Origin of the sequence: Stenotrophomonas riyadhensis, from assembly GCF_040256885.1 — a bacterium.
Taxonomy (GTDB): Bacteria; Pseudomonadota; Gammaproteobacteria; order Xanthomonadales; family Xanthomonadaceae; genus Stenotrophomonas; species Stenotrophomonas riyadhensis.
Map to the genome: position 1 here is coordinate 206,688 of NZ_CP155568.1, position 13,202 is coordinate 219,889.

The window sequence follows — 13,202 nt, forward strand, 5'->3', positions numbered from 1 at the left end:
CAGCATCAGCTGTCGGCGCCGGCTTCGAAGAAGTGCGGCAGGACGAAGGCGCCACAGGACTGCAGGTGCTGGTTCAGGGCCTCGGCAGTAGCGGCAAAGGCTTCCTTGCTGGCCAGCGCGTCCACTGGAGCGCACATCGAGCCATCGGCATTGGGAGCAATGCCCAGACCCTGCAGCGCAAGGCTGGGAGAAGCGGCGAAGGCACTGCGGAAGCCGTCATCGCTCTGCAGCAGCGACAGTACCTGGGCGGCTTGTGCAGCCGTAAGCAGGGTCTTGTCGGAAGTACTCATGGTGATCGCGCTGGCCGTTGCAGGTAGGGTTCTCTTGTTTCGGCCTGTTGCAGGGAAAGTTTAGCCTCAGCGCGCCCTGGGGCGATGCATGGCATCCTGCGCGTCCCGCTCCACACCGATGCCTCCATGCAGATCAGACGTTGCTCCATCGTGATGTTCGAGCCCCGTGCGGAAGTGGCGCTGGACCTTGACCTGCTGCTCAAGGGAGAGGCCGGCCTGGGCACCACGATGCAGTGGTACGCGCTGGCCGCGCACCTTGATGCGCCGCTCAGGGTGGAGGCTGGCGACGTGGAGCTGTTGGGCCGTATCGTGCCCGACGCCTGGGTCGACGCGGCGCACAGCAACATTGGCGAAGCCGATCTCGACCGGTTGCTGCACAGTGGTCTGCTGATCAGTGACGGCGCAGCCTACGCTGGGCACCGCCAGCGAGACCAGCGTGTACGCGATGCCAGCTGGTGGCCGCTGTCGGCGCTGGCCCATCGGCTGGGGCGCTGGAACGGCATCGACAGCGCGCAGCAGATGCGCGAAGAGAAACTTGTCACGGCGCAGGACCTGCGACGTAGATTCGGTCCTCCACCACCAGCCGTGATGCCCCCCGCCACCGAGCCGCTGGCACTGCCCCTGCCAGAAGACGAGCCGCGTGATCTGCTCCTTGCGAGGCGCGCGACCTGCCGCAACTTCGATACCGCACGATCATTGCCGTTGCGCATGCTCGCCCAGGTGTTCAAGCGGACGGTGAAGGCGCACGCCGTGGTGGAGCCCGGCGAAGACATGGCCTTTCTGAAGAAGCATGTTCCTTCCGGTGGAGGCCTGCATCCGCTGGAAACCTATGTCATCGCCGTGGACGTCGATGGCCTTGCCGCAGGTGTCTATCACTATCACGCGCTGGAACACACCTTGCGGCCGCTGCCGGTGGATGGCACCGGTCTTCGCGGCAGCGTGCTGACGCTGCTGGCTGGACAGGACTGGTTCGCGGCTGCGCCACTGCACATCATCCAGGTTGCGCGGTTCCCGCGAAGCTTCTGGAAGTATCGCAACCATCCCAAGGCCTATCGGGCAGTGCTGCTGGATGCAGGCCACCTGTCACAGCAGTGGATGTTGTCTGCCACCGAACTTGGGCTGGCGGCCTACGTCACCGCTGCCATCAATGAAGTGGATATCGAAGCCCTGCTGGGCCTGGATGGCATCGACGCCAGTCCGGTAATGATGTGTGGATTGGGGTGGCGGGCAGCGGACCAGACCACCAGCGAGTTTGATCCACTGCAGCGGGTCTGGCCGGGTTGAGGCGTGGCGCGCCGTTGCCAGCACGCCACTGCCACTTCATCAGGTCGCTTCGAAGTCCACCAGCACCGCACCGTCACCCACCTGGTCGCCGGCCTTGGCGCGGTAGCCCTTCACCGTGCCGTCTGCCGGTGCCTGCAGGGTGTGCTCCATCTTCATCGCTTCCAGCACCACCAGCGGCGTGCCGCGCTTGACCTCGGTGCCGGCCGCGACCAGTGTCGCGACGATCTTGCCCGGCATCGGCGCCAGCAGGCTGCCCGCGTCGGCCACGGCGTGGTCCGATTCGCCCACCGGGTCGTGCAGGATGAAACGGTGCTGGCCATCGGCACCGAACAGATACAGCTGGTCGCCTTCGCGCAGCAGCTGCAGCTGCCAGCGGCGGCCGTCCAGCTGCACTGACAGGCTGCTGCCCTTGGCACTGCCGAGCACCGTGGCCGGCGCAGCAGCATCGCACTGCACGCGCCAGCCATCGGCCTGCACCCATACCTGCAGCGTGTGCTTGCGTTCGCCCTGCTGCAGCGGCAGCACGCGCGGTGCCGATGCGCCAAGGCGCCAGCCGTTCTGGGCCTGCCACGGCGAATGCGGATCTCGCGCGTCGGTGCTGGCGCCGCCCGTGCTTGCAACCGCAGCCACCGCAGCCAGCTGCCACAGGGCATCATCTGTGTCGCCCACCGCATTCAACGCGACCTGCTCGCGCTCGATCAGCGCGGTATCCAGCTTGGCGTGCGCGAACGAATCGGTGTTCACCAGCCGGCGCAGGAAGCCGGCATTGGTGGTCACGCCCACCACCTGGCAGTCGGCCAGGGCCTGGCTCATGCGGCGCAGTGCGGCGTCGCGGTCCACGTCCCAGACGATCAGCTTGGCAATCATCGGATCGTAGTACGGCGTGATGCTGTCGCCTTCCTCCACGCCGGTATCCACGCGCACATGGGCCGACGGCGTCGGCAGGCGCAGGCGGCGCAGGGTGCCGGTGGAGGGCAGGAAGCCCCGGTCGGCATCTTCGGCGTACAGGCGCGCTTCGATGGCGTGGCCGTGGATGGCCAGCTGTTCCTGGCGCAGTGGCAGCGGCTGGCCCGAGGCCACGCGCAGCTGCCACTCCACCAGGTCGGTGCCGGTGATGTACTCGGTCACTGGGTGCTCGACCTGCAGGCGGGTATTCATTTCCATGAAGTAGAAATCGCCGTCCGGGCCGGCGATGAACTCCACCGTGCCGGCACCGACGTAGCCCACCGCGCGCGCGGCATCGACCGCCGCCTTGCCCATTGCAGCACGACGTTCTGCGCTCATGCCCGGGGCGGGTGCTTCTTCCAGCACCTTCTGGTGGCGGCGCTGCACCGAGCAGTCGCGCTCGAACAGGTAGACCGCCTCACCGTGGCGGTCGCCGAACACCTGGATCTCGATATGGCGCGGGCGCTCGACATACTTCTCGACCAGCACGTGGTCGTTGCCGAACGCCGAGGCCGCCTCGCGCTGGCAGCTGGCCAGTGCATCGACGAAGTCCTCGCTGCGCTCGACCCTGCGCATGCCCTTGCCACCGCCGCCGGCGCTGGCCTTGATCAGCACCGGGTAGCCGATGCCGTCGGCCTGTGCGCGCAGGAAGTCCGGCGCCTGCTGGTCGCCGTGGTAGCCCGGGGTCAGCGGTACACCGGCCTTGGCCATCAGCGCCTTGGCCGCGCTCTTGTCGCCCATCGCGCGGATGGCGCTGGCCGGCGGGCCGATGAAGGTGATGCCGGCCGCCGCGCAGGCATCGGCGAAGTCGGCATTCTCGGACAGGAAGCCGTAGCCGGGGTGGATCGCCTGCGCGCCGGTCAGGCGTGCGGCGTCGAGCAGGGCATCGCTGCGCAGGTAGCTCTCACGCGCGGCGGCAGGTCCAATGTGGATGGCTTCGTCGGCCAAGCGCACGTGGCGCGCGTTGCGGTCGGCATCGGAATACACCGCCACGGTGGCGATGCCGAGGCGGCGGCAGGTGGCGATGACGCGGCAGGCGATCTCGCCGCGGTTGGCGATCAGGACTTTGGTGAACATGGCAACAGGCTCGGTCATGGCACGGGTTACATGCGGAACACGCCGAAGCGCGTCTGCTGCGGGGCGGCGTTGAGGCTGGCCGACAGCGCCAGGGCCAGCACCCGGCGGGTGTCGGCCGGATCGATCACGCCGTCATCCCACAGGCGCGCGCTGGCGTAGTACGGATGGCCCTGCTGCTCGAACTGCTCGCGGATCGGCGCCTTGAACGCATCCTCTTCCGCTGCCGGCCACTGGCCGCCCTTGGCTTCGATGCCATCGCGCTTGACCGTGGCCAGCACGCTGGCGGCCTGCTCGCCGCCCATCACGCCGATGCGTGCGTTCGGCCACATCCACAGGAAGTTCGGCGAGTACGCGCGGCCGCACATGCCGTAGTTGCCGGCACCGAACGAGCCACCGATGACCACGGTGAACTTCGGCACCTTGGCGCAGGCCACCGCCATCACCAGCTTGGCCCCGTCCTTGGCGATGCCGCCCTGTTCGTACTTGCGGCCGACCATGAAGCCGGTGATGTTCTGCAGGAACACCAGGGGGATGTTGCGTTGGGTGCACAGTTCGATGAAGTGCGCGCCCTTCAATGCCGACTCGGAGAACAGGATGCCGTTGTTGGCGATGATGCCGATCGGGTAGCCGTTCAGATGGGCGAAGCCGGTCACCAGCGTTGCGCCGTAGCGCGGCTTGAATTCATCGAAACGCGAGCCATCGACCAGCCGCGCGATGACCTCGCGCACGTCGTAGGGCTTGCGCGTATCGGCCGGGATCACCCCGTACAGTTCGTGTGCGGGCAGCAGTGGTTCTTCGCTGGCCTGCATCGCCATCGCCGGTTCCGGCTTGCGCCAGTTCAGCTGCGCGATGATCGCGCGCACCCGTGCCAACGCCTGCAGATCGTTGTCGGCCATGTGGTCGGCCACGCCGGAAATGCGCGTGTGCACATCGGCGCCGCCGAGTTCCTCGGCCGTCACCACTTCACCGGTGGCCGCCTTCACCAGCGGCGGGCCACCGAGGAAGATCGTGCCCTGCTCGCGCACGATCACGGTCTCGTCGCTCATCGCCGGCACATAGGCGCCACCGGCGGTGCAGCTGCCCATCACGCAGGCGATCTGCGGAATGCCCTGCGCCGACAGGTTGGCCTGGTTGTAGAAAATGCGGCCGAAATGGTCGCGGTCGGGGAAGACTTCGTCCTGCAGCGGCAGGAACGCGCCACCGGAATCGACCAGGTAGATGCACGGCAGGTGGTTCTGCTCGGCGATCTCCTGCGCGCGCAGGTGCTTCTTCACCGTCATCGGGTAGTAGGTGCCGCCCTTGACCGTGGCGTCGTTGGCCACGATCACGCATTCCACCCCGCTCACGCGGCCGATGCCGGCCACCACCCCGGCGGCGGGCACGGCGTCTTCATACATGCCATGCGCGGCCAGCGGCGCGATTTCCAGGAAGGCGCTGCCCGGGTCGAGCAGGGCGTCGATGCGGTCGCGCACCAGCAGCTTGCCGCGCGCGGTGTGCTTGGCACGCGCGGCCTCGCTGCCGCCCAGCGCGGTGCGGGCGAGGGTGGCATGCAGGTCATCGACCACGGCCTGCATGGCCGTGCGGTTGCTTTCAAACGTTTCGCTGCCCGGTTGCAGCTGGCTGTTCAGGACGGTCATCGCGGTGGCCTTACAGGGTGCGCTGGAACAATTCGCGGCCGATCAGCATGCGGCGGATCTCCGAAGTGCCGGCGCCGATTTCATACAGCTTGGCGTCGCGCCACAAACGGCCGGTCGGGTATTCGTTGATGTAGCCGTTGCCGCCCAGGATCTGGATCGCCTGGCCGGTCAGCCAGGTGGCCTTCTCGGCGGCGTACAGGATCGCACCGGCGGCGTCCTGGCGGGTGGTGCGGCCCTGGTCGCAGGCGCGCGCCACGGCATACACATAGGCGCGGCACGCGCCCAGGCCCACGTACATGTCGGCGATCTTGGCCTGGATCAGCTGGAAGCTGCCGATCGGTTCGCCGAACTGGTGGCGCTCGTGCACATAGGGCATGACCACGTCCATGGCCGCGGCCATCAGGCCCAGCGGGCCACCGGACAGCACCACGCGCTCGTAATCCAGGCCGGACATCAACACGCGCACGCCACCACCGACCTGGCCCAGCACGTTTTCTTCGGGAATCTCGCAGTCCTGGAACACCAGCTCGCAGGTGGGCGAAGAGCGCATGCCCAGCTTGTCCAGCTTCTGCGCGGTGGAGAAGCCCTTCATGCCCTTCTCGACCAGGAACGCGGTGATGCCCTTGGCGCCGGCCTCCATGTCGGTCTTGGCATAGACCACCAGCACGTCGGCGTCAGGGCCGTTGGTGATCCACATCTTGTTGCCGTTGAGCACGTAGCGGTCGCCGCGCTTGTCGGCGCGCAGCTTCATCGACACCACGTCCGAACCGGCACCCGGCTCGCTCATCGCCAGCGCGCCGACCAGGCTGCCGTTGCACAGGCCGGGCAGGAAGCGCTGCTTCTGTTCTTCGTTGCCGTTCTTGCGCAGCTGGTTCACGCACAGGTTGGAGTGCGCGCCATAGGACAGGCCGATGCCGCCGGAGGCACGCGAGATCTCTTCCATCGCCACCACGTGGGCCAGGTAGCCCATGCCGGTACCACCGTATTCTTCCTCCACGGTGAGGCCGAGCAGGCCCTGCTCGCCCAGCTTCGGCCACAGGGCCAGCGGGAACTGGTTGCTGGCATCGGCCTCGGCGGCCAGCGGCGCGACCTCGGCGGCGGCAAAATGGGCCACGCTCTGGCGCAGCAGGTCGATGTCTTCGCCAAGATCGAAGTTCAGGGATGGCACGTGCATTGTGGTGGCTCCACGGCGGGATGGCAGGAAATGGACGCACCCGGCGGGGGAGCGGGCGGCGGTCTGCAGGACCGCGACCCGCACGGGCGATGGGCCCCAGCGTAGCGGGGTTCGGGTAAGAAGTGAATACGAATTCAAAAATTGAAACTAGAATCAGAACATGGCCTATAAACGCTCTGCATTGATGGAAGAACGCCTGGCGGGCGCCCGTGAACGGATCCTGCTGGCCACCCGCGAGCTGGTCGCTACCGGCGGCTGGCGCAACGCCCCGGTGACCGCCGTGGCGACCCAGGCGGGGGTATCCACCGGCCTGATCTATCGCCATTTCCCGTCCAAGGCCGAGCTGTTCGTGGAGGTGCTCAACGCCGCAGTGGCCCACGAGGTCGCGATCATGGAACGCATCGCCAGCGGCCCGGAGGTGGCCAGCGAGCGCCTGCGGCTGGCGATCACCGCCTTCGTCCGCCGCGCCCTGGCCGGGCCGGGGCTGGCGCATGCCTTCATCGTCGAACCGGTCGACCCGGACGTGGAAGCCGAGCGCATGCGCGGTCGTCGCGCCTTCGGCGACGTGTTCCTGCGGCTGGTGGAGGAGGGCGTGGCCGCCGGTGAGCTGCCGGCGCAGGACGCGCACGCCACGGCCGCGTGCCTGGTCGGCGCCTTCACCGAAGCAATGGTCGGCCCGACCGCGCCCAGCCGCGAAGCGCACCGCGACGAAGGCGCGCTGGTGGATGCGATCTGCAGCTTCTGCCTGCGCGCGATCGGCGCCCGGTAATTCGGTAGCGCCGGCCGCTGGCCGGCTTCTGCACGATCCATCCGGCGGGATGGCGATGCCGGCCAGCGGCCGGCTCTACCGGGTAGGCATGTTGCGCCGCACCAGCAGTGACGCCTGTTGTCGCACGCAAAGCGCGTTCTATACTCGGTCCATCACGCAGTCGCTCAGCCGTGGTCCAACGACTATCAGCCAGGGGTAACGAAGAGTGCGGAATTACGATCTGGAGTTCCTGAAACGCTTCTCCATGGTGATCGCGCTGCTGGCGACCATCACCCTCGGCCTCATCCTCCTAGCCGCCTACATCCACACCCGGATTCCGCCCGAGGTGTCGCCGACCGCGGCCAAGCGCACCGAACAGCGCATCTCGCCCACCGGCGCGGTCTATGCCGGCAGCACCGGCGCCGCCGCGCAGGCTGCGGCCAAGGCCGCCGCGCTGGCCAAGGCCGCCTCGCAGGTGGCCTACGGCGGCACCAAGGACGGCAAGGTCATCTTCGACAACCTGTGCACCGCCTGCCACACCACCGGTGTGGGCATGGCGCCGACGCTGGACCATTCGCACTGGGACAAGCGCATCGCACAGGGCAAGGACACCCTCTACAAGCACGCCATCGAGGGCTATACCGGCCCGGATGGCGGCATCATGCCGCCCAAGGGTGGCAACCCGGCCCTGACCGAGGAACAGATCCACGCCACCGTGGACTGGATGCTGGGTAACCTGAAATAACCGGTAGTGCCGGCCGCTGGCCGGCAACCACGCATCGCACGAAGGTCATGAGGTTGCCGGCCTGCGGCCGGCACGACCCAGGCTTTGCCCACCAAGGTCAAAACCCTGCCCGCAGGCGGGGTTTCGCATTTCAGGGTTAGTCTGTGCGCCCTCTTCCAAGGAATCGCCCGTCGATGCGCCGCCGCTCCCTCGCTCTTGCCCTGACCCTGCTGCTGCCGGCCAGCGCCTTTGCCCAGGCCCAGCCGCAGGCCGCACCGGTCGCGACCACCCCCGCCGCGCGCAGCAGCGCCATCGTGGTGCTGACCACCGCGCCGGCCGACTGGCGTGCGCTGGATGGCCAGCGCGTGCGCATCGCCGCACCGCTCACCCTGGCCGGTACCGATGGCCTGGAACGCTTCGGCCAGCTCACCGTGGCCTTCGATGGCCGCCTCTGGCAGCCGACCGAAGTGGCTGCGCCGGGTACTGCCGGCTATGAGCAGGTGATGGCCGACAACCAGCGTCGCCGCCTGCTGCTGGACGACGGCAGCGAAGCCCGCGACCCGGCCAGCGTGGCCTACCTGCCGGCCAACCCGGTGCTGCGCACCGGCATGCAGCTGCGCAATGTGGAAGGCGTGGTGCACGTGGACGCGCAGGGCCGTCCGCGCCTGCAGGTCGAAGGTGTGCTGAAGCTGACGGAACTGAAGCGCCCCGCGGTACCCCAGGTGCCGGGCAGCCTGCACGTGGCGGCCTTCAACCTGGAGAACTTCTTCAACGGTGATGGCCAGGGCGGTGGCTTCCCGACCCTGCGCGGCGCGCGCACGCTGGACGAGCACAAGGCGCAGGTGGCCAAGCTGGTCACCACGGTCAACGCGCTGGGTGCCGACGTCGCCGCGCTGATGGAGCTGGAGAACGACGGCTACGGTCCGCAGTCGGCCATCGCCGAACTGGTCGACGCGCTCAACCGCGATCGCGGCGCGCAGGGCGACTGGCGCTTCGTCGACGCCGGCAATGGCCCCGGCGACAACCCGATCCGGGTCGGCATCATCTACCGCAGCACGCGCCTGCAGCCGGTGGGCACGCCGGCCACGCTGACTGGCGGCCCGTTCGTCGAGCACAGCCGTGTGCCGCTGGCGCAGGCCTTCCAGGGCAAGCACGGTGCACCGTTCGTGGTGGTCGCCAACCATTTCAAGTCGAAGGGCTGCCGCGACGCGGCCGGTGCCGACGCCGACCACAACGACAACCAGGGCTGCTGGAACGCCACCCGGGTGACCTCGGCGCAGCAGCTGCACGCCTGGCTGCAGACCGATCCGACCGGTACCGGTGCCAAGGACGCGGTGCTGTTGGGTGACTTCAACGCCTACGCGATGGAAGACCCCATCCGCACCCTGCATGAGCTGGGCTGGCAGGACGCGTTCAAGGTCGCCAAGGTCGAGCATCCCTACAGCTACGTCTACAACGGCTATACCGGCCGCCTCGACCACGCGCTGCTGAACCCGGGCATGGCCAAGCGCCTGCGTGGCGCCGCCGAATGGCACAGCAACGCCGACGAGCAGGACGCCAGCGGCTACCAGGGCCGCAACGTGCAGGGCCCGTGGCGCAGCTCCGACCACGATCCGCTGCTGCTGGGTTTCGACAGATAACGCCCAGCGCCGGGGTCGGATCCCATTCCAACGGAATGGGATCCGACCCCGAGGCCGCGCTCACCCCCAGGCGATCAACCCGATCGCCAGCACCGCCAGTGCAAGGCCGGCGCGGTTCCACTTCGTGGTGGCCTCGCCGAAGGCGAACACGCCCACCAGCGCGCCCAGCACCACCACGCCGATGTTCATGCCGGCGAACACGGTGGCCGGGCTGTCCGGCATGGACTGATGCGCGTGCACATAGAAAAGAATGTTGCCGCCGTTGAGCAGGCCCAGCAGCGCGCCCGCACCGAGGTTGCGCCAGGCCAACCGGCTGCGGCCACTGGCGTGCCGCCACAGCTGCAGTGCCAGCATCAGCACGAAGGCCACGCTGAAGCTGGCCAGCACCGCCGCCATTGACGGCGTGCCGGACAGCGCCACCTGCTTGAGCAGCACGTCGACCACCGCGAACCCGGCCCATACGCCCAGCAGCCAGCCCCAGCCGCCGGGTGAGGACGCCACGGCCGGGCCGCGCGGGCGCAGGCTGATCGCCACCATCGCCAGCAGGCCCAGGCCGAGACCGGCCAGCTTCCACGGCGTCGCAGTCTGGCCGAAGAACAGGAACGCGGCGGCCAATGACAGCAGCAGCGACAAGCGCTGTGCCACGTCGCTGCGGACGATGCCAGCCACCGCCACCGCGCGGCCCAGCACCAGGAAGATCGACGGCAGAACCACCGCCAGTGCCAGCAGCGACAGCCACGGCGCATGCGGCGCGCGCAGCGCATCCAGCGGCGGCTGCAGCACCACGGCGGTGAGCGTTGCCGCCACCAGATAGTTCCAGGTGACCATCTGTGAAACATCCAGCTGGCGGCGTCCGGCCACCTTCAACAACACCGAAACCAGCACGCTGCAGATCACGGCCAAGGACAGGTAGAGCATGGGGCGGGCACAGGGCAGGGGCGGGGGACGGTATCATGGTGCCATGCACAAGCCTTCGTTCCCCGTCGCCCCCGGCGAAACCGCCTGCCTCGAACTGGCCGGCCCGGCCGGCCCGCTGGAAGTCGTCGTCGACCTGCCCAAGGCCGATGTGCCGGCGCAGCCGATCGTGGCCATCATCTGCCATCCGCTGTCCACCGAAGGCGGCACCCTGCACAACAAGGTGGTCACCATGACCGCCACCACCCTGCGCGAGCTGGGCATCGCCACGGTGCGCTTCAACTTCCGCAGCGTCGGCGGTTCGGCAGGCGAGTTCGACCACGGCGTGGGCGAGCAGGACGACCTGAAAGCCGTCGCCGCCTGGGTGCAGAGCCAGCGCCCCGACGACCGCCTGTGGCTGGCCGGTTTCAGCTTCGGCGCGTTCGTTTCGTTGAAGGCCGCTGCCGCGCTGCAGCCGGAAGCGCTGATCTCGATCGCACCGCCGGCCGGCCGCTGGGATTTCGATGGCATCGCGCCGCCGGCCCGCTGGCTGGTGATCCAGGGCGAGCAGGATGAGATCGTCGATCCGCAGGCCGTCTACCAATGGCTGGACACGCTGGACGTCCCGCATGAGCTGGTGCGCATGCCCGAAACCAGCCATTTCTTCCACCGCAAGCTGATCGACCTGCGCGGCGCGCTGACCCACGGCGTCAAGCACTGGCTGGGCGCGGCGGCATGAGTGCAACCGAGTTGACCCCGTCGCAGCGGTACGCGGAAGGGGTTGCCCGTGGCGACTGGCAGAACGACCCGGCCCAGCACGCGGCGCTGGCCGAGCTGGACCGCATCCACCTGGGCCTGCTGGACAGTGCCGAGGACGGTTGGCTGGACCGTCTGTCCTCGTTCTGGAAGAAGCCCGAGCCGGTCAAGGGCCTGTATTTCTGGGGCGGCGTCGGCCGTGGCAAGACCTTCCTGGTCGACCTGTTCTACGACGGCCTGCCGATCAAGCAGAAGTACCGCACGCATTTCCACCGCTTCATGCGCAGCGTCCACGAGCGCCTGCGCGAGCACCAGGGGCAGAGCGATCCGCTGGCGAAGATCGCCCAGGAATGGCGCAGCAACCTGCGCGTGCTGGTGCTGGACGAGTTCTTCGTCACCGACATCGGCGATGCGATGCTGCTGGCACGGCTGCTGGAGCGCCTGTTCGCCGAAGGCGTGACCCTGGTCACCACCTCCAACACGGCGGTGGAGAACCTGTACCTCAATGGCCTGCAGCGTGAGAGCTTCCTGCCGGCCATCGGCCTGCTGCAGCGCTTCTGCGTCGAGCTGTACGCCGAGGGTACCGAGGACTACCGCATGCGCGCGCTGACCCGCTCGCCGGTGTACCGCGCACCGCTGGCCGCCGACAGTGATGACTGGCTGGCCACGCGCTGGAACGAACTGAGCGGCGGCCAGCCGGCCAAGCCCGGCAACATCGAGATCGAAGGCCGCAAGATCCCGGTGCGCGGCCGTGGCAAGAGCATCGCCTGGTTCGATTTCGCCGCGTTGTGCGAAGGCCCGCGTGGCCCGTCGGACTACATCGAGATCGCGCACGAGTTCAACACCGTGCTGCTGGGCGGCATTCCCGCCTTCGATCGTTTGAACGAAGATGCCGCGCGCCGCTTCGTCAACCTGATCGACGAACTGTACGACCGCCACGTCAACCTGGTCTGCACCGCCAGCACCTCGCCGATCGAGCTGTACACCGGCCAGCGCCTGCAGGGCGCGTTCGAGCGCACCGCCTCGCGCCTGATCGAAATGCAGAGCGCCGAGTACCTGGGTACCCCGCACCGGGCGTGAGGGCGCCACCCAGGTAAATGCGTTGCCGGCCAGGGTTCCGGTAGTGCCGGCCGCTGGCCGGCATCCGCCGCGCGGTTACCGGGTCGGCGCCACGGCGTTCCCACGCGGCCGCTCATCCGGCCCGGCCGACACATGCAGGCCCGAGCCATCGCCGTGCTCTACCCGTACGCTCTCGCCGCGCTCCAGCAGCCGCAGTGGCTGGCCTTGGTAGCGCACTTCCAGCGCGTCATGAGTGTCGGCCAGCGACTGCACCAGCGGGCAAAGCGACTGTGCTTGGGCCTCGATGCGTTCGGCGCGGCCTTCCAGCTGCTGTTCCATCCGCGCGTCCAGACGGTCGGCGCGTGCCTCCATCGCATCGCTGCGGCCGGTGAACACCTGCCACAGCACGCTGCGGGCGATGGACGCGGACAGCGACTCGGCCATGTCCTGCACCTTGGCCTCGAAGCCCGGCCCGAACACCGCCTGTTCCCAGTAGCCCTTGCCCAGCGTGCCGCCGATCCAGTCATCGGCCTGCCGGCGCAGGCGCCGGACCTTGCGGCTGTTGGCGGTGCCGGTGAGGCTCTCATAGACCCCGTCGAGCACGTCGAAGCTCAACCCGCTCACTTCATGGGCCAGCGCGGTGGCCGCCGGCATCAGCTGGCGCGCACCGGCCTCCATCTGCCGCAGGCGGGCGGCGTCGGCCTCGCTGACCGGCACGACCGTGTCGTCCAGGCTCAGCACGCCATCGTGGAACACCACCTCGTGCGGTGCCTGCGGGCCATGCCGCAGCCAGATGCCACCGCTGTCCACCAGCACGTCATAGTCGGTGTGGATACCGCACTGGTCCGCGCGCAGCTTCGGGGTGTCAGCGGCAATTGCAGGTACGGTGACCACAGCAGCCAGCAGGGCCAAGGCGGGTGCTGACAGGCGCATGGTGGAATCCTTTCCGGTCATTGCAGGACCCCAGCATCCCG

General features: G+C 68.2%; 12 protein-coding genes. 6 read left to right on the top strand and 6 right to left on the bottom strand.

The annotated features are described in order from the left end of the window. Positions 1-5 precede the first annotated feature (5 nt). The gene (locus SriyCCGPB3_RS00910; protein WP_110710739.1) at positions 6-290 is read right to left on the bottom strand and encodes an NHLP-related RiPP peptide; all 285 of its coding nucleotides are present in this window, start codon (positions 288-290) and stop codon (positions 6-8) included. Between the two features lie 126 nt (positions 291-416). On the opposite strand from SriyCCGPB3_RS00910, the gene SriyCCGPB3_RS00915 reads away from it, so the two are divergent. Then, positions 417-1,574 (top strand): putative peptide maturation dehydrogenase, encoded by a 1,158-nt coding sequence (locus tag SriyCCGPB3_RS00915; RefSeq protein WP_350259742.1) that lies wholly within the window; start codon positions 417-419, stop codon positions 1,572-1,574. A gap of 39 nt (positions 1,575-1,613) precedes the next feature. Here SriyCCGPB3_RS00915 and SriyCCGPB3_RS00920 read toward each other — a convergent pair whose 3' ends face one another. From SriyCCGPB3_RS00920 to SriyCCGPB3_RS00930, 3 genes are read right to left on the bottom strand one after another with little or no spacing between them, the layout of a single operon-like run. Continuing rightward, complete coding sequence (locus SriyCCGPB3_RS00920; protein WP_350259743.1) at positions 1,614-3,596, bottom strand: acetyl/propionyl/methylcrotonyl-CoA carboxylase subunit alpha; 1,983 nt, start codon at positions 3,594-3,596, stop codon at positions 1,614-1,616. A gap of 26 nt (positions 3,597-3,622) precedes the next feature. Continuing rightward, positions 3,623-5,233, bottom strand: a complete 1,611-nt coding sequence (locus SriyCCGPB3_RS00925) for a carboxyl transferase domain-containing protein (RefSeq protein WP_350259744.1) — start codon at positions 5,231-5,233, stop codon at positions 3,623-3,625. Between the two features lie 10 nt (positions 5,234-5,243). Then, on the bottom strand, positions 5,244-6,407 hold the full coding sequence (locus SriyCCGPB3_RS00930) for an isovaleryl-CoA dehydrogenase (protein ID WP_014645571.1): 1,164 nt from the start codon (positions 6,405-6,407) through the stop codon (positions 5,244-5,246). A gap of 160 nt (positions 6,408-6,567) precedes the next feature. Here SriyCCGPB3_RS00930 and SriyCCGPB3_RS00935 point away from each other — a divergent pair, with 160 nt between their 5' ends. The 3 genes from SriyCCGPB3_RS00935 (at position 6,568) to SriyCCGPB3_RS00945 (ending at position 9,519) form a co-directional block, all read left to right on the top strand. Further along, the gene (locus SriyCCGPB3_RS00935) at positions 6,568-7,176 is read left to right on the top strand and encodes a TetR/AcrR family transcriptional regulator (RefSeq protein WP_180846182.1); all 609 of its coding nucleotides are present in this window, start codon (positions 6,568-6,570) and stop codon (positions 7,174-7,176) included. A gap of 205 nt (positions 7,177-7,381) precedes the next feature. Continuing rightward, the gene (locus SriyCCGPB3_RS00940; RefSeq protein WP_005407662.1) at positions 7,382-7,900 is read left to right on the top strand and encodes a c-type cytochrome; all 519 of its coding nucleotides are present in this window, start codon (positions 7,382-7,384) and stop codon (positions 7,898-7,900) included. 173 nt (positions 7,901-8,073) lie between these two features. Continuing rightward, a complete protein-coding gene (locus SriyCCGPB3_RS00945) occupies positions 8,074-9,519 on the top strand; it encodes an ExeM/NucH family extracellular endonuclease (RefSeq protein ID WP_350259745.1) in 1,446 nt (481 codons plus the stop codon). 60 nt (positions 9,520-9,579) lie between these two features. On the opposite strand, the gene SriyCCGPB3_RS00950 is transcribed toward SriyCCGPB3_RS00945, so the two are convergent. Continuing rightward, a complete protein-coding gene (locus tag SriyCCGPB3_RS00950; RefSeq protein WP_110710743.1) occupies positions 9,580-10,437 on the bottom strand; it encodes an EamA family transporter in 858 nt (285 codons plus the stop codon). 43 nt (positions 10,438-10,480) lie between these two features. Here SriyCCGPB3_RS00950 and SriyCCGPB3_RS00955 point away from each other — a divergent pair, with 43 nt between their 5' ends. Next, entirely contained in the window at positions 10,481-11,152 is a 672-nt protein-coding gene (locus SriyCCGPB3_RS00955) for an alpha/beta hydrolase (protein WP_153856736.1), read from the top strand. Next, positions 11,149-12,249 (top strand): cell division protein ZapE, encoded by a 1,101-nt coding sequence (gene zapE / locus SriyCCGPB3_RS00960; protein ID WP_049429774.1) that lies wholly within the window; start codon positions 11,149-11,151, stop codon positions 12,247-12,249. Before SriyCCGPB3_RS00955 ends, zapE begins: the two co-directional genes overlap by 4 nt. A 75-nt stretch (positions 12,250-12,324) precedes the next feature. On the opposite strand, the gene SriyCCGPB3_RS00965 is transcribed toward zapE, so the two are convergent. Next, entirely contained in the window at positions 12,325-13,161 is an 837-nt protein-coding gene (locus SriyCCGPB3_RS00965) for a DUF2884 family protein (protein ID WP_350259746.1), read from the bottom strand. Positions 13,162-13,202 lie beyond the last annotated feature (41 nt).